Raw genomic sequence first — 15579 nt, 5'->3', positions numbered from 1 at the left:
AGCAGTTGCCACTGCCCGATACTGACGTTATACTTCTGTCGGTCAGCAGGGTTGCTGTGGCTGGGGGGGGGCGTTGGCGGCACTGGCGTTTGCCGCTAAGCGGAGGCTGGTTAGTGCTGGGCAGGTGCAAACCACGCGACGGCACTAGCTGAGATAGCTGCGGGTATCTCGTGCCCACCGGCAAACTCTGTATACTTTAGTGCCACGCCCTGCCGCCGCAGCTGTGATGCAATACGCCGGCTACAGGGGGCAATGGGCAGCACAGGGTCATCCACCCCATGCGAGATAAACACAGCTGGCTTCCCCCTTGTCTGGAGGGTGTAGGCAAAGCCGGGCGAGAAGGCGATGACGTGCGTAAACAGGTCGCCGTTTGTCAGGCCAAGGCAAAGGGCATAGGAAGCACCGTCCGAAAAGCCCCCGATAGCCAGCTGTTGGTGGTCAATGGCATACGTGTCAAAGGCGAGCGCAAGTGCCTGGTCCAGGTAGATGGCATCCGGGCCAAAGGCGTCGCTGGCAATAATATCCCAGGAGTAGGCACGTGCCGCAGGAGCGATCAGGATGATGTTGTGCGCATCGGCGTACGGCTGCAGCAAAGACAAGCCTTGCGTGGCAGGAGCGCCGGCACCGTGCAGCATCACTGCCAATGCAGCTGGTTTGCTGCTGTCGTACCCTGGGGGCACGTAGATGAAGCCGTCCTTTTGGCTGTCCAGCCCTAACGGCTGCACGCCCGTTGCAACGCCTGCCCTGCCGGTGGGTTTGCCGGGCTTGGTGGTTATCCTGCCGGTGCTGTACTTGCCTCTTTTTGTAACCATTTCTTCCGTGCCTGTATGGTTCCTTACCTTTATGTACGGTACCGGTGAGGGGAAGAGACATCAAAAAAGGAGCTCGTGGGCTCCTTCTCTGTTTGTTCTTCTGTAATCGCTTTATAGGTGGTTTAGTACCTGTCTGAGGTGTCTGCTTCGCCAGCTGCAGCAAAGTGCGTTGCCTGCTTGATGTTTTTCTCTTTGCCATCCGCATCTTCATAGGAGCGCTCCTCCACCTCCACTGACAGCGTCTTGCCCTTCAGCTCTTTGGAGTCGACCTCTTTCTTGTCTATTCCCACTGCCTTTAGAAAAGCAGCCAGGATAGGCTGCCCCGGCTCGCTCAGGTAAAAGCGCTGGTTCACGAAGCCATCCTCGTTTTCCAGGCGGCAATTAATGAACGGAACGTTTTTGTTTTCGCTCTTGCCTTCTTCCACTTCTGTTATCTTCACCACATGCCTACCCTCCGGCAGAAACGGTTTTTCATCTATCTTCAGCTTCATAATTCCTTCTTTTGTTTTGCTAATTTTATACGCAAATCAACACCCTTAGTTATACTTCAAGTATAAAACCCATACTTATTACTAATATAAATAGCAAACAAAATACTCTAGCACCTCGAAAGCATACCCAAGTTGGTTTTAAACCCCTGACAATCAACCATCTTCATTCGGTTATCCGTAAACTTTAAGAGCCGGACGAACCCGGTGTAAGTGAAACAGATGTTAAACCTTAGCAAAGAAAAAGACTATGGCTGATAAAAAAGATAAGAGCAATGAGTTAAAGAACAAAGCTGACACAGACGGTATTGTAAACGCCGGGCGTCAGCGGGCAGGGCAAACAGGGCCCATAGCCGGCGGTGCCGATAACACGCGCGGAGAAAACAAGCCAAGCCGGGAAGGCACCAGCGGCGGGGCCAAGAAGGGCAAGGAGAGCGCCAGCCCCGATACACCAAAGGGCAAGCGACCGTAGCACCAGCCTAACATAAAAAGCAAACTTTAAACCTCACCATAAGAATACCAGCCAGGGCAACCCGGCTGGTATTCTTATGATGGACCTGTACAGGTGTGCAAAGCCTCCTGCACTGGCCGCCATAAAAAACAGCCGCCGCTTATACTTGATAAGCGGCGGCTGTTTTTTATGGCGGCGAATTTTACGCGCCGGCTTCGTAACACGGCACGCTGGCCTTACCAGCCTCTGTCGCGGTAAAAGCGATCGCGGTCCTCGTTTCCTTGTCTGCCGAAGCGTTCGTTATCGGATCTGTAGCGCGGCTCCTCGTTGCGGTAGGCATTGCGCTCCCTGCTTTCATAGCGGTTGTTGTCCTGGAAGCCTCTTCTTTCATAGCTGCCTTCCCCACGGCCGTAGCCTCTCTCCTCGCGGCCCATATCGCGGAAGCGCGGGTTCTGATAGCTGTCGTCGTAGTAGTTGAAGTTTTGGTTGGGCCTGTTTTCGTTGATGTAGCCACCGTCGCTGGTGCGGCCAAAGCTGTCGGAGAAACGGCGGTCGCGGTTGCGGTAATGTTCCCTGTCACCGTAGCCGTCATACCTTCTGCTGTCGTCCCAGTGCCTGTCGTGCTGCGTAATCCGCGGGCCCTGGTCGCCGGAGAGGCCGTAGTAGGAGTGCCCGTAGGCAGAGCCTCCGCCAGCGGTGCTGCCGCCCTCTCCGTAGCGCGTGCCTCCACTGAAGTCGCCGTAGGCGTGTGCGGCATTGGTGTCGCAGTGGCCGCGCTGCCTGTGGCTGTCCCCGCTGTTGTTTCCGGGTTGGCCGGTGTAGCCGTACTTGCTCTCCGGGTTATAGTGCGACAGGCTGTTGGTGTTACCGGTCAGCGCGTTGCCGTGCTCATCAAAATCGGCGTAGTGGTTTTTATTTTGGAAGTTATCGTTTTTTCCTCTGTTCATAGCTTCTGATAGTTAAGGTTTATTGCACTCCCCTTACTAACGAAGCCCGCCGCCGCATGTTTTGCATCTGGCCTGTCAGCGCTTTCCGGACAAGCTGCCGGGCACTTTTTTTCAGCCTCTTTACCCTGTGCCGCTCCCTACAGTTTATGCAGCTGAAAGTACCCTAAATGCAGCGCGTCTTCCTCCGTTTCACTGCTCTTGGTTAGCTGCAGGCTGTACTTCTCCTTTACCTCCTGCGGCAGGATGTCCTGCACCTTAAAGAGTTCGTCCACATCCACACCGAACTTATCATCGATGTGCGAGGCAGCGCCCTTAAAACCGGTGTGCTTGTAAAAGGCGGTCTGCCTGGCCTGCTTCGCGGCGTCGCCCTGGTCTTTGGCTACAGCCAGCATCTTGTAGTGGAACTCGTCAAACTCGCCGGGCTTGTAACCGCCCAGGTTCAGGAAAAAGAGCTTGTCGGCTCCTTCTTCGGGTACACCGGCGGCGGCTTCTCTCGGCACTACGCGCACCCGGTAACCGTTGACCAGGTTTACCTCGCGCCAGGCATCCACGTGTATGTTTCCCTTTGCCTCAGGCCAGAAGGCTTTAATCTCCGGCACCAGGTCCTTTACCGTATACCCTACACTGAAGAACATATCATGCTGTTCGGTGTTTCTGCCTGCGGGCCTGCACCCCAGCATCAGCATAAAAAGCTTAAGATTCTGCATAATGCAAGTATAGCAACAAACTGGCAGAATCGCTTTAACTTTATACTTCTTATCTTCGCAGCAAAAGTATGGCCGGCTGCCCGCTTGGGCGCGCACAACTGTAGCAAGCTGAAGCAGGCCGGCAGGAGCCTTACATAGCCAGAACGCATATGAAATTAGTAGGAAATATACAGGATATCCGGGGCAGCCGGAACACGAAGAACGAGGGCATCGCACTGCACATCGACAGGATAGAGTACGTTACCCATAAAAAAGACGGCCGCTTCTTTCAGCCCTTCGACCTGGAGGTTGAGCTGGAAACGCCGCTGGTGATTACCGGCGACTGCCTGGCCCGCACCGACAACAAGCACCTGGAAGAAGGCGAGTACGAGTTTCTTGTGTACGACAAAGTAGACGACGGCTACGAGCTGAACGAAAGCAAGCAGCTATCCATCGAAACAGCCTACGACTACGATGCCGACGTTACCATTCTCCGCTCTGTTTACTATACCGTAACCGTCTCGAACGAGGAGTTTAAGCAACTAAAAACCGAACAGGGCAAGGCCAGGGCTGCCAAGAAAGGCAAAGGCAGGAAGCGTTAAGCCGCCCCTGCTACTTCCCTTTGCGGCCAAGGTAAAGGCCGTAGATAGCCAACCCTGCCGCCGCTGCAAAAACCACATACTGCTTCTCTTTGGTAGATAGCCCGTTGTAAAAGTCCAGGCCGCCCTTGCCGGGGTTCTGCAAGAGGTCTGCCAGCGCGCCGGGGTTTTGAAGCAGGCTTTTCAGGGATTGGTTTGTGTGGCTGTTCTCCATTATAGCTTTGTTTTATAGTGTCCAAGTAGGTACGTCACTCCTGCTGTAATAGATATGCGCAGCTGCCAAACGCCTGCCTTTGCGTGGCACCCTATCCCCGAGCGGCCAACTATTCCGGTCAGAAATTTGTTAAACAGAACCCGGGGCGGCCTGTAGCCCTCCCGGCTCAGAGAAAGAACCCACTTAACCGAAACCCATGCAGCGACTAAGCTCAAAAGAATATAAAAACGAATTTGTACAGCATTTCCCCGGGGATGAAAGCGGCGACCTCCGGCCCCGCCAAACCCCGGGCGTCCTCTACAGCAAAGCCATCCCCACGCCGGTGGCGCAGCCCACCCTGCTGGCTTGGTCCGAGGACTTGGCCGAAAAGCTGGGCATCCGGAAACCTGAGGGGCAAGAGGACATCGACATCCTGGGCGGCAACCGCGTGGCAGACTCCATGCACCCTTACGCCGCCTGCTATGCCGGGCACCAGTTTGGCGGCTGGGCAGGCCAGTTAGGCGATGGCAGGGCCATTACGCTGGGCGAGTGGGAAACGGCAACAGGCCAAAGCTGGGAGCTGCAGCTGAAAGGGGCCGGCCCCACCCCCTACTCCCGCCGTGCCGACGGCAGGGCCGTGTTGCGCTCCTCGGTTCGGGAGTACCTGATGAGCGAGGCCATGCACCACCTGGGCGTGCCTACCACCCGTGCCCTGAGCCTTGTTTCTACCGGCGACCAGGTACTGCGCGACATGTTTTACAACGGCAATGCGGCCTACGAGCCCGGGGCCATCGTAATGCGGGCTGCCCCAAGCTTCCTGCGCTTCGGCAACTATGAATTGCTGGCCGCCCGCAAGGAAACAGCTAACCTGCAACAGCTGGTCGACTGGACAATATCCCGCTATTATCCGCACATTCAGGGCGAAAACAGGGTAATAGACTGGTATAAGGAAGTGATTGCACGCACTGCAGACCTGATGGTGGAGTGGATGCGCGTGGGCTTTGTGCATGGCGTTATGAACACGGACAACATGTCTGTCCTCGGCCTGACGATAGACTACGGCCCTTACTCGTTTGTAGATGACTATGACCCGGACTTTACGCCCAACACCACCGACCTGCCGGGCCGCCGCTATGCCTTTGGCAAACAGCCGTCCATCGGCTACTGGAACCTCGGCTGCCTGGCCAGTGCCCTGCTCCCCCTGGCCGACAAGGATGCGCTAGTGGCCGCGCTGGAAACCTACAAAGACACCTACTGGCAAAGCTATTATGCCATGATGGGCAAAAAGCTGGGGCTGGATAACGTAAGGCCGGAGGACGTGCAGCTCATTACCCGGTTCGATGAAACGCTGGCAAGTATAAAGCCCGACATGACTATTTTCTATCAGCTGCTCATCGACCTGCCACTGTACATGGGCACAGCCGAAGAGGTGGCAAAGCATTTCGAAGACAGCTTTTACCAGGAGCCCGCACCAAACGAGAAGGAGGCGCTTTTTGCCTTGATAACATCGTACCTGGAGCGCCTGAACACGAACAGCATTACACGCCAGGCCTCCCAGGAGCGGATGCGAGCCAGCAACCCGCGCTTTATACTTCGGAATTACCTGCTGCACCAGGCCATTGAGGAGCTCGAGCGCGGAGAGCAGCAGCTTTTCGTAAAGCTACAGCAGGCGATGAAGGAGCCGTATTCTGATACGTTTGATGAGTTCTTTGCCAAGCGTCCGGACTGGGCTACCCAGAAAGCCGGTTGCTCCATGCTCTCCTGCAGCTCATAACCTGATGCAGACGGCTTCTGCTCCTGCAGCGCCATGCTGTACTTGTTAAATGCCCGTGCCAAAGTATGATTTAGCAGCGAGAGCCGCTCCAATGCAGGAGCGGCTCTCGCTGTTTTTAAAGTATGGCAAGGTTACCGCCTGTCGCTCAGCAGGGCCCTCGACTCGACAAGCCGCACAAACTCTGCACGGTAGCCTTCTGCATCCTTGCCAAGTGCGCTCTGCGCCAGCGCCAGCACCTGCGCATACGTGGCCGTGCCTTTAAACGCTGAATCGCGGAGCAACATGCCAAAGGCTGCCACAGCCCCTGCAAACCGAAGGTTATCAGATGCCTGGCTCACCTCGGTTGCCGCCCCGGACACCGTGGTGGAGAGAAGCTTGCTCTTACTGCCGCCCGGCTCCTTGTAGCGCAGCTTCAGCGTCAGGATTTCGTTTGTGGCAGCGGCCTTTGCACGCAGCTTTGACTCCTGGTACCTGAGCTCATCCACAGAACCGGCACTGCCGCCTTTGGCACCCGCCGGCACAATCTCATAAAGCGCCGTTACCGTATGCCCTGCTCCCAGCTCTCCGGCATCTTTCTTATCGTCGTTAAAGTCTTTGCTTTGCAGCGTGCGGTTTTCGTAGCCGATCAGCCGGTAAGACTTTACCTTGGCCGGGTTAAACTCCAGCTGCAGCTTCACGTCTTTGGCAATGGTAAAGAGCGTGCCGCCGAACTCGTTCACAAACACTTTCTTTGCCTCCAGGATGTTATCAATATAGGCGTAGTTGCCATTGCCTTTATCGGCCAGCTGCTCCATGCGCGAGTCCTTCAGGTTGCCTGTCCCAACGCCCAGCACGGTCAGGGCTATGCCCGTCTCGCGCTTTTCTTCGATCAGGCGGGCCAACTCGCCGTCGCTGCTCACGCCCACGTTAAAGTCCCCGTCTGTCGCCAGGATAACGCGGTTGTTGCCGCCTTCCATAAACTGCTCCTGCGCCACCTGGTAGGCCAGCCTTATACCTGCACCGCCCGCAGTGGAGCCGCCCGCCTCCAACTGCCCCAGTGCCTGCGCTATTTTCTCTTTCTGATCCCCGGAGGTGGCCGGAAGCGCCAAACCGGCGGCACCGGCATACACCACAATGGCCACCTTGTCCTGCGGGCGCAGCTGGCTTACCAGCAGGTTTAAGCCAACCTTCAGCAGCGGTAGTTTGTTGGGCGTCGCCATAGAGCCCGACACATCCAGCAGGAACACCAGGTTGGATGGCGGCAGGTTATCGGTCGGGATGTCCTTGCCCTGCAGGCCAATGTGCAGCAACTGGTTTTCTTTATTCCAGGGGCAGGCGGAGAGCTCGGTGTACACAGCAAACGGCTCCTCCCCTTTCGGCTGCGGATAGTCATAGGTAAAGTAGTTCACCATCTCCTCGATGCGCACGGCGTCTACCGGGGGCTTCTGCCCGTTGTTCAGAAAGCGGCGCACGTTGCTGTAGGAGGCGCGGTCCACATCGATGGAGAAAGTAGAAAGCGGCGACTCTTTAGCGTCCTGAAAGGTACTCTCTTTCAGATAATCGTAGTTCTCGGTGTTGTGCAGCGCCGCCTGGTCGTAGGCCATGTAGCCAGAAGAATACTGCTGTGGCGCAGAGACAACAGCACTTGTTGCCACACCACGGATGGTGATACCCTTAGGCCTTCCGTGAGCTGTCACCACCACTTCTTCCAGTGCCTGCGTGTCCGCCTGGAGCTGTACATCCACCACACGCTTCTTCCCCACCTTTACTTCCTGGGTAATGTAGCCGATGAACCCGAAAACAAGTACGGTTTTTTCGCTTTGCACCCGCAGGGTATACTTCCCGTACTGGTCGGTTACGGTGCCGGCTTGTGTCCCTTTCCCGGTTACCGTTACGCCGGGCAGGGCAGCGCCATTGGCGGCGTCGGTTACGGTGCCGGTCACCTGAAGTGTCTGCGCCTGTGCCTGCAGCCCCAGCATCAGCAGGGCGAGCAGCAATGTGTAGAGGTGTTTTTCCATGGTTTTGTGCTTTTGTTTCCTATAGGATGCAGCCGCCACAGCTATTCCATAACTCTATCTGAAAAAAATTTACTTTCTTTAGGGAAAGTATACTTCAGATGCTGCCCTTCTTCCTCAAGCTTTTCACCAATGCCAAGCCGCCTCCCTCTGATGCGGAGTTGCTGCGCCTGTACCGGCAGACGGGTGAGCTGGAGCACCTGGGCGAGCTCTTCCAGCGGCACTCGGAGATGGTGTACCTGGTGTGCCTGAAGTACCTGCGCGAGGAGGAGGAAAGCAAGGACGCCACCATGCACCTGTTTGAGCACCTGGCCACCGCGCTGCTGCAGCACGAGGTAAGCAACTTTAAAAGCTGGCTCTACGCCACCGCCAAAAACCACTGTCTCATGCAGTTGCGGGCAAAGAAAGGGCAGCCCGGCACAGGCCTGGATGAAACTTCGGCCCTGTTTGTGGAAAACCAGGAGCCGCTGCATCTTTCAGAGGCGGAGCAGCGCGAGGAAACGGAGCAGCTTTTGCAACAGGCCCTGCAACAGCTGCCCCCAGCGCAGTATACTTGCGTAGAGCTGTTTTACCTGCAGCAGAAAAGCTATAAAGAGATTGCCGACCTGACCGGGCATGAGCTGAGCAAAGTGAAAAGCTACATCCAGAACGGCAAACGGAACCTGAAAATTTACATGGAGAAGCACCATGCACCACGATAAGCACCACATACTTTGGCCAGAAGGCGAACACCCTTCGCTGGCGCTGCTGCGGCAGTACCAGCAGGGCGACCTGCCCCCTGCCCTGCACCACCAGTTGGAGCGGCACCTGTTGGGCTGTGAGCTGTGTGCCGATGTGCTGGAAGGCATGGCGCTTTCAGAGGCCGAGCAAACCAAAGCCGCTGTAACGGATATCAACAGAAGTATAAAAACCAAGGTAGAGCAGGGCAAGAAGAAGCCCGACCCTGTTTTCTGGCAGGCAGCTGCGGCCGTACTTGTACTTCTGGCCTCGGCTGTACTCGTCATCTACTACAATTACCGGGAGCAACAGCCGGCACAGGAGCTAGCAACCGTAGGAGCTGTAGTAAAGCCTGCCGAAGCGCCACTACTTGACCTCTCCCCACCCGCAGCAGCTACTGCACCCGATACTCCGGGCACAGCTGAAACTCCGGCGGCAAGTAGAGCAGCAATTACGCAGGTTGAAACGTATGCTCCCCCGGTGGTAAAGCGGGATAAGGAGCAAGTACCTGCCCAAGAGGCGATAGCGGAAGGGGAAATTGTATGTGACGTGTTGGTGGAGGATATTCAGAAGTTTGCAGAAGAAACGCCACCGGATCGTAGTTTTTTGGCAGGCATTGATGATGCGGTCGAAAGCACACCTGTGCCGTTTGACTCGTCCAATGCCTCTCTGCTGAAAGAAGAGGCCGCTACCATGGCGCTGGCTCCCGAGCCTGTGAATGCAGGCAAGGCCCTGGCTGGCAAAACGAAAGGCATCACCATCCGGGGCTTCAGCTCTTTAAAAGCAGCTGCCACGGCCGCAGACCAAAAGCAGGTTAGCGGGCAGGTGCTCTCGCCGGAGGGGGAGCCGCTGCCGGGCGTAGTGGTCTTATCGAAAGGAACGCCGGCTGCCACCTTAACAGATGCGGACGGCAGGTATACCCTGGCAGTGCCGGAGCAGGAGCAAACGCTGCTTTTCTCCTACATCGGGTACGAAACGGCGGAGAAAGTCTTGGCTAAAAACGACACCGCGGCCACCATCTCCCTCTCCCCGGACAAACTGGCTCTAAGCGAAGTAGTGGTAACCGCTTACGGAGTGGCCGAGCCCGCACCGGCAGCAACTCCGGCCCACCCCACGGTGGGCAGGCGCAAGTATAAAAAGTACCTGCAGGAAAGCAGCCGGGAGGTACCGGAGCAGGGGAAAGTAATTATCGCATTCACGGTTGGTACCGACGGTAAGCCGCAGCAGTTGCGCGTCGTTAAAGGCCTCTGCCCCGCCTGCGATGCCGAGGCGCAGCGCCTCATTCAGGAAGGGCCGCGCTGGAAGCCCGCTACCCAAGACGGACAGCTGGTTGCCAAGGAAGTCAGGGTTACTGTTCGCTTTAAGTAGACAGGAATCCACTGCTCCCCTGGCCCCTGCTGGCGCAAGTCTTCAGACTTGTGCCTTACTATGATGTTGAGTTTGTAACTCAACTGGCTTGAAAAGCCATACTTTTTGGCCTCCGCTAACAACCTCCCTGGCGCAAGCGTCCGCTTGTGCCTCCAACTGCCTTGGCTATACTTGCTACAGGTATACTTGCATAGCCATTACTTTCTACAACCTCAACCTAGCTATCCTTTCTAGCTTCCGTTCATCCTGTAGCTCCCACGCACCTATCGTTTCACCTCATGCCTTGGAGCGCTCATGCCCGCGAGGGCTCGTCCTGCCTCGTTAGCGCTCGTCACCGGAACCTCTCGAGGCGCTCAACCCAAGGACTAAAATCAGGTCTGGTAGCCAAGGCTGGCAAAATCTGAATCCTCTTTCCTGCTTTGGTAGGTCAAGCAGCGTCGTCAGGCTGTTGCAGGAAAAGGAGAATGGATCACCCATTAAAACAAACAGCCTCCATACTTCGCTTCGAGCATGGAGGCTGGTGTATTCCTAAGAATTGCGCCGCATCAGGAGGCAAACACCTCCGCCTCATTTTTAAAGGCTTTAAACTCCAGCGGGTTGCCGCTCAGGTCCAGAAAGAACATCGTGAGCTGCTCCCCTGTCTTTCCTTCGTAGCGGGTGTAAGGCTTCACCACAAACTTGATATCATGCTTTGCCAGCCGCGCCTGAAGCTCGGTAAACTCCCCATACTTGAGGATACAGCCAAAGTGCGGCACCGGCACACTAATGCCGTCTACTTTACCGCAATAGTCAAGCGCAGGAATATCAGCGCTCACGTGCGCCGACAGCTGGTTACCGAAGAAGTCAAAGTCGATCCAGTGCTCGGTGCTCCTGCCTTCGGCGCAGCCCAGTATATCCACATAAAACCTGCGGGTAGAGGCAATGTCCTTTACCTTAAAAGCGTAATGAAATGCGTTCATGTTAGTATCCCTTTTGTGATGAAACAATGTTCTGCAGCGGTTTCCCGCTCTTCAGCCTGTCGTAGTTTTCTAGCACCTGCGGCACTACCGAGGCGGGGTCTGTCTTGCTGGCCATGTGCGGCGTCACAAACACCCTGGGGTGCTTCCAGAAAGGGTGCCCCTGCGGCAGCGGCTCCTGCTCAAACACATCCAGGGCGGCACCGGAAAGGTGCCCTTTGTCCAGCATCTCCAACAGGTCCTCTTCCACCACATGCTCGCCCCGTGCCACGTTGATAACATAGGCGCCCTGCGGCAGTTTGGCTAACGTGTCCTTGTTCAGTATGCCCTTCGTTTCCTCGGTGAGCGGCAGCAGGCACACCAGCACCTCCGCCTCTGCCAGAAAGCCATCAAATGCCTCCTGACCGGTGTATACCGCTACCTCGTCCAGCTTCTTCTCCGACTTCGCCCAGCCGCTTACCTGGAAGCCGAGCGCGGTGAGCACCTTGGCCACGTGTGCCCCCAGTTTGCCCAGGCCCATAACGCCCACGCGCACCTCCTTCGCCCGCTTGTAAGGCAGTGGCTGCCAGGTTTGCTCCGCCTGCTGCGCCTTGTACTCCTGCAGCGTGCGGGTGTAGCTCAGCACCTGCGCCGCCACAAACTCGCCCATGTCCTGCGTCAGGTTTTCGTCTATGATCCTGGTAACCGTTACCTGCTCCGGTATGTTCGGGTCTTTCAGGATGTGGTCTACCCCAGCTCCCATGGAGGAGATGCACTTCAGGTTCGGGTACTCCTGAAAAGCACCGATCGGGTGGTTCCAGGCCAGGGCAAAGGCCACGTCCTGGTGGTTTCCGGTGTCGGGGTGAATTCTCAGATCCAGGTCGGGGCGCTTTTCTTTCAGCGCCTCGACCCACGGCTCCAACTCTTTGCCTTTACTTACTATTATGATGGACATGTAAGGTCGATGTTTGATATTGATGATGAACAAAGATAGCCTTTGCCGATGAACCCTCTCAGTTATCGGTGCGTTTTCTCAGCAGTAACCACACAACAGGCCCCGCATGCTACGCTGGATAGACGTCATAAAATTCGCCAAGTACAGTAACCCCGAACCGGACCGGAGGGTAGAGAAAACCGACGAGGAGTGGCAGCAGCTCCTGACGGAAGAGCAGTACCGGGTAACCAGGCAGAAAGGCACGGAGCGGCCCTATAAAAACGCTTACTGCCGCTCGTTTGAGCCCGGCCGCTACGCCTGCGTGTGCTGCGGCTCCCTTTTGTTCGGCTCCGGCGAAAAATACCGTTCTCCCCTTTCCGGCTGGCCCAGCTTTACGCAGCCCATCCGTAAGGGAGCAATAAAATACACCTTCGACGACAGCCATAAAATGAACCGGGTGGAAGTGCTGTGCAATGTATGCGACAGCCACCTGGGGCACATCTTCAACGACGGCCCCGCCCCCGGAGGCCTGCGCTACTGTGTGAACTCGGCAAGTATCACGCTGCTGGATAAGGACGCGTAACGCAGGGGAAATCACTTGCTCTGGCCCAAATATGGCTATTTTATATCTTTTCAAAACCTTAGTTCGTAGATGGAGTAAAAGGCACTTATCTATACTTAGGTTATCTGAGATAGACGCGTTTTAATGTTGAACCAAAAACTATGAAATATGAAAAAGCTAATCTTAGCAGGTACGATTGTAATGGGATCACTTAGCCTTTACTCTTGTGGAGGTAACGAAGAAGTAGGCACCACTGCAGATGACGAGATGGTCATTGACCGCGACACTGCAGTATCTGAACTGGAAGTAGAAAGAACGGTGGTTGAAACTGACACGGTTACAGAAACTGAAACAGTTGACCCGGGAGTAAACCAGTAATATAAAGTATAAACATAACAGCTATACGTATGTTAGCTGTACCATACTTACAGTGGCAGGATGTATCCGTCTGACGACGGGGCATCCTGCCACTTTTTTATGCCCCGGCGCCGGAGGTTGCGGACGCCCGACAAACCAAAAGGCAACAAGCGTGTTCTCCGTTTGTTACATGTTACGCCCGCAGCTGCGGCGAAGGTAAAGCTCCGGGCTGCACACTTATTACACAGCAGCTGCTAAAGAAACAGACAATGCCCCAAAACCGCGAAACAACCTACCAGGCCGCCCGTGCCGTGGCACAGCAACTCGAAGCGCATTTCGACAAGCACCTAACCACAGCACGCCACCAGGGAGACACCAACTTAGCCGAAGCCCCCCGTGCGAAAACCATCGAGCTTATCCTGGACACCGCTTTCTGGGCAAGCCTGCGGCACGAAGAAGGCAGGCCTCCGCGAATTTCGCTGGCTTTCCTTTCGCCAGAGCAGGCGGAGCAGCCCCTGCTGTTTCAGCAGCACCTGCCCTTTTCTTCCTATGTGCTCACCAAGCTGGGGCCGGGTGTGGAGCGCCCGGGCATCCACCTGGGCGTTTGGCTGAAGGAGGGCGAGCTATGCGTGTGGGGAACGACGCGCAGCATCCCGAGCCTGTGTTTTGTGGTGGATGTTTCTGAGCCGGGGCTACTGGTAATCAAGCACAAGCGCATCGATGGCTTCGGCAAGTTCGCCAACGTTGCCGTGCTGAAAGGCGACCAGGTAAAAATGATAGACGAAGAGCAAAACAGCATGCCCGACTGCCCCAACATGCTCTCTTCCCTACTGGGCTTCACGACCCGCTCCTCCTGGCACGACGGCATTAATGTGCTTGTGCAGCTGGCGGTGTCTATGCGCGAGCACCGCCGTGGCGGCTTGCTGCTGGTGGTCCCTTCTGATAGCAAGACTTGGGAAGAATCGATCGTGCACCCCATTCTCTATGCCGTTACGCCTGCTTTTGATGGGTTGGCGGCCCTGATGCGGCAGGATGAGGAGGAGAAAAGCCAGCCGGCGTGGCAGGCGGCGCTGCGCCGGGAGGTGGATAGCCTGGCCGGGCTCACCGCCATCGACGGGGCCACCATCCTCAACGACAGGTATGAGCTCCTGGCCTTCGGCGCCAAGATTGGCCGGCCCATGAAAAGCGTGCCCGTCGAGCGAGTCACTATCACAGAACCCGTACTCGGTGGCGGGGCCGCCACGGTGCACCCCTCCCAGATCGGGGGCACGCGGCACCTCTCGGCCGCGCAGTTTGTGCACGACCAGCACGATGCCCTGGCCCTGACTGCCTCCCAGGACGGCCGCTTCACCATCTTTTCCTGGTCGCCGTGCGAACAGAGGGTGCAGGCGCACCGGATCGACACGCTGCTACTCTAAAGGCTGTTGCGGTAGTCTATTTTAAACCGCTCCAGGTTAGGCTCATACTTGCGTTTGCGCTTCAGCTCGTGCTGGTAAACCGCCTGGCCGAGGTTTTTCATAAACGGATAGGCCACATCATCGAAATTGTACTGATCGTCGTTGAGGATATCGTCTTCGTTTGCGTAAATAACGGCTGTCAGCATAAACTCCACCTTGTTCTCGAAATCAACCACGTAGGCATTGTCGATCATAAAGCCGTAGGCGTCGCCGATCTTGTTGAAGATGCGGATGTTCTCCGGAATCCGCTCCTTGTCTTGCCCGAACATCAGAAACTTAACGTAGCTGTCCGGGTACTCCTGTGCGTCATACTTAGGGTAATCGCTCTCGCGCGGCAGCATCGACATGTACTTGTAAAGAAAAGCGTAATCCTCCGGGCTTAGGTTAAAGCGCTGCTCGGCAGGCACGGCCTCCGGGAACAGCAGGCTCCTGAGCACCCCCTGCAGCACCTCCACCGAGATGTAGTTTTTGGCAGAGAAGTCCATCGGCTCGTTCACCAGTCTGTCGCCCTGGTAATAGCCTTTGGCGAGATAGGCCTGCGGTAAAGGGCTGGGCTTTGGATTGGCGTTGTTGGCCATTGGCTGCTGGTACACCACCTGACCGTCTTTGTAAAAGGTAAAAGGGTTGGTATGCTGGTTTTCGTCCGGGCTCAGGAAAATAGAGAGCCGGTGCGACAGCCGTACATCCCGGAAGCCTTTCTCGTGCAGCCCTTCGTTGAGGCGCTTCTGCCCCAAAAACTCGTAGAGGCGGTTATAGGCATCGTTGTCGCTCACCAGCAACACCTTCTTGATGTAGTGCCCGATAGACGGCAGGTTGTCTGCCGAGCTGCTGTCTGCCGTTACAGCAGACTGCCCGGCGTAGGCGCTGTCGATCTTTAGGGAAGTATACTTGTTCAGCCCCTCCTTCCCCAGCTCGTTCAGCTTCTCCAGCGCCAGGGCGGCGGCAGGCAGCTTAACCGTGCTGGCCGGGTAGAAATATTCCTTGGGGTCAACGCGGTACGAGTAAGAGGTAAAGTTGGGGTTGTTCTGCGCGTCCCGGTCAATCTGAGTGTACAGGATCTGCACCCGGTACTTCTCCGGGTTTTTCAGGATCTTATCAAACTGATCGGGGTGCTGCTTCATAATCTTCTGCACCAGCTTCTTCTTTTTTACCTGTTGCCCCATGGCGGGCAGGTGAGTCAAGGTAAGGGCGCCAAGCACCAGGAGGCCGGAGAGGATCGGCAGGCTCTTCTGCCAGCGGAGAGGGAATCGTTTCATACACAAGTGGTTTTCTGCTGCTTTAAGTTACAAAGCTTTTTTGATTTGC

At 56.1% G+C, this 15579-nt stretch carries 17 protein-coding genes; 8 read left to right on the top strand and 9 right to left on the bottom strand.

The features are described from left to right. Positions 1 to 110: 110 nt before the first annotated feature. Entirely contained in the window at positions 111 to 812 is a 702-nt protein-coding gene (locus CA264_RS03405; RefSeq protein WP_025604603.1) for an alpha/beta hydrolase, read from the bottom strand. A gap of 122 nt (positions 813 to 934) precedes the next feature. After that, positions 935 to 1303 carry a hypothetical protein gene (locus tag CA264_RS03400; RefSeq protein ID WP_025604601.1) on the bottom strand — a complete coding sequence of 123 codons (369 nt, stop codon included), beginning with the start codon at positions 1301 to 1303 and terminating at the stop codon, positions 935 to 937. A gap of 247 nt (positions 1304 to 1550) precedes the next feature. On the opposite strand from CA264_RS03400, the gene CA264_RS03395 reads away from it, so the two are divergent. After that, positions 1551 to 1772: a hypothetical protein gene (locus CA264_RS03395; protein WP_025604599.1), complete on the top strand. Its 222-nt coding sequence runs from the start codon at positions 1551 to 1553 to the stop codon at positions 1770 to 1772. A 215-nt stretch (positions 1773 to 1987) separates the two neighbouring features. On the opposite strand, the gene CA264_RS03390 is transcribed toward CA264_RS03395, so the two are convergent. Together CA264_RS03390 and CA264_RS03385 are read right to left on the bottom strand one after the other, a co-directional pair. Further along, on the bottom strand, positions 1988 to 2698 hold the full coding sequence (locus CA264_RS03390) for a hypothetical protein (protein ID WP_025604598.1): 711 nt from the start codon (positions 2696 to 2698) through the stop codon (positions 1988 to 1990). Positions 2699 to 2835: 137 nt separating this feature from the next. Beyond that, positions 2836 to 3405: a DUF1543 domain-containing protein gene (locus CA264_RS03385; RefSeq protein ID WP_025604597.1), complete on the bottom strand. Its 570-nt coding sequence runs from the start codon at positions 3403 to 3405 to the stop codon at positions 2836 to 2838. A 149-nt stretch (positions 3406 to 3554) separates the two neighbouring features. Between CA264_RS03385 and CA264_RS03380 the strand changes: the two genes are divergently transcribed. Next, positions 3555 to 3986: a hypothetical protein gene (locus CA264_RS03380; RefSeq protein ID WP_025604595.1), complete on the top strand. Its 432-nt coding sequence runs from the start codon at positions 3555 to 3557 to the stop codon at positions 3984 to 3986. A 10-nt stretch (positions 3987 to 3996) separates the two neighbouring features. Here the strand turns inward: CA264_RS03380 and CA264_RS03375 are convergent, their stop codons facing one another. Next, positions 3997 to 4197 (bottom strand): hypothetical protein, encoded by a 201-nt coding sequence (locus CA264_RS03375; protein ID WP_025604593.1) that lies wholly within the window; start codon positions 4195 to 4197, stop codon positions 3997 to 3999. Positions 4198 to 4393: 196 nt separating this feature from the next. Between CA264_RS03375 and CA264_RS03370 the strand changes: the two genes are divergently transcribed. Then, complete coding sequence (locus tag CA264_RS03370; RefSeq protein WP_025604591.1) at positions 4394 to 5950, top strand: protein adenylyltransferase SelO; 1557 nt, start codon at positions 4394 to 4396, stop codon at positions 5948 to 5950. Between the two features lie 131 nt (positions 5951 to 6081). On the opposite strand, the gene CA264_RS03365 is transcribed toward CA264_RS03370, so the two are convergent. Next, a complete protein-coding gene (locus CA264_RS03365; RefSeq protein ID WP_025604589.1) occupies positions 6082 to 7947 on the bottom strand; it encodes a vWA domain-containing protein in 1866 nt (621 codons plus the stop codon). Positions 7948 to 8045: 98 nt separating this feature from the next. Here CA264_RS03365 and CA264_RS03360 point away from each other — a divergent pair, with 98 nt between their 5' ends. Both CA264_RS03360 and CA264_RS03355 read left to right on the top strand, forming a co-directional pair. Next, positions 8046 to 8645, top strand: coding sequence for an RNA polymerase sigma factor (locus tag CA264_RS03360; RefSeq protein WP_025604587.1), 600 nt, complete (start codon positions 8046 to 8048; stop codon positions 8643 to 8645). Then, positions 8632 to 10029: an energy transducer TonB gene (locus CA264_RS03355; RefSeq protein WP_025604585.1), complete on the top strand. Its 1398-nt coding sequence runs from the start codon at positions 8632 to 8634 to the stop codon at positions 10027 to 10029. Before CA264_RS03360 ends, CA264_RS03355 begins: the two co-directional genes overlap by 14 nt. Positions 10030 to 10574: 545 nt before the next feature. Here CA264_RS03355 and CA264_RS03350 read toward each other — a convergent pair. Beyond that, positions 10575 to 10988 carry a VOC family protein gene (locus CA264_RS03350; protein WP_025604583.1) on the bottom strand — a complete coding sequence of 138 codons (414 nt, stop codon included), beginning with the start codon at positions 10986 to 10988 and terminating at the stop codon, positions 10575 to 10577. A 1-nt stretch (position 10989) separates the two neighbouring features. Then, the gene (locus CA264_RS03345; protein WP_025604581.1) at positions 10990 to 11919 is read right to left on the bottom strand and encodes a 2-hydroxyacid dehydrogenase; all 930 of its coding nucleotides are present in this window, start codon (positions 11917 to 11919) and stop codon (positions 10990 to 10992) included. Positions 11920 to 12025: 106 nt separating this feature from the next. Here CA264_RS03345 and msrB point away from each other — a divergent pair, with 106 nt between their 5' ends. The 3 genes from msrB (at position 12026) to CA264_RS03330 (ending at position 14235) form a co-directional block, all read left to right on the top strand. Next, entirely contained in the window at positions 12026 to 12481 is a 456-nt protein-coding gene (gene msrB, locus CA264_RS03340) for a peptide-methionine (R)-S-oxide reductase MsrB (RefSeq protein ID WP_025604579.1), read from the top strand. Positions 12482 to 12628: 147 nt separating this feature from the next. Then, positions 12629 to 12838, top strand: coding sequence for a hypothetical protein (locus CA264_RS03335; protein WP_025604578.1), 210 nt, complete (start codon positions 12629 to 12631; stop codon positions 12836 to 12838). A 248-nt stretch (positions 12839 to 13086) separates the two neighbouring features. Next, positions 13087 to 14235 carry a putative sensor domain DACNV-containing protein gene (locus tag CA264_RS03330; RefSeq protein WP_025604577.1) on the top strand — a complete coding sequence of 383 codons (1149 nt, stop codon included), beginning with the start codon at positions 13087 to 13089 and terminating at the stop codon, positions 14233 to 14235. On the opposite strand, the gene CA264_RS03325 is transcribed toward CA264_RS03330, so the two are convergent. Next, on the bottom strand, positions 14232 to 15530 hold the full coding sequence (locus CA264_RS03325) for a serine hydrolase (protein ID WP_025604576.1): 1299 nt from the start codon (positions 15528 to 15530) through the stop codon (positions 14232 to 14234). The genes CA264_RS03330 and CA264_RS03325 overlap by 4 nt on opposite strands. Between the last annotated feature and the right edge of the window lie 49 nt (positions 15531 to 15579).

It is taken from the genome of Pontibacter actiniarum, assembly GCF_003585765.1.
GTDB lineage: Bacteria > Bacteroidota > Bacteroidia > Cytophagales > Hymenobacteraceae > Pontibacter > Pontibacter actiniarum.
Note: the sequence above shows the minus strand (reverse complement) of the source record. Positions and strands in the feature narration are given on the sequence as shown.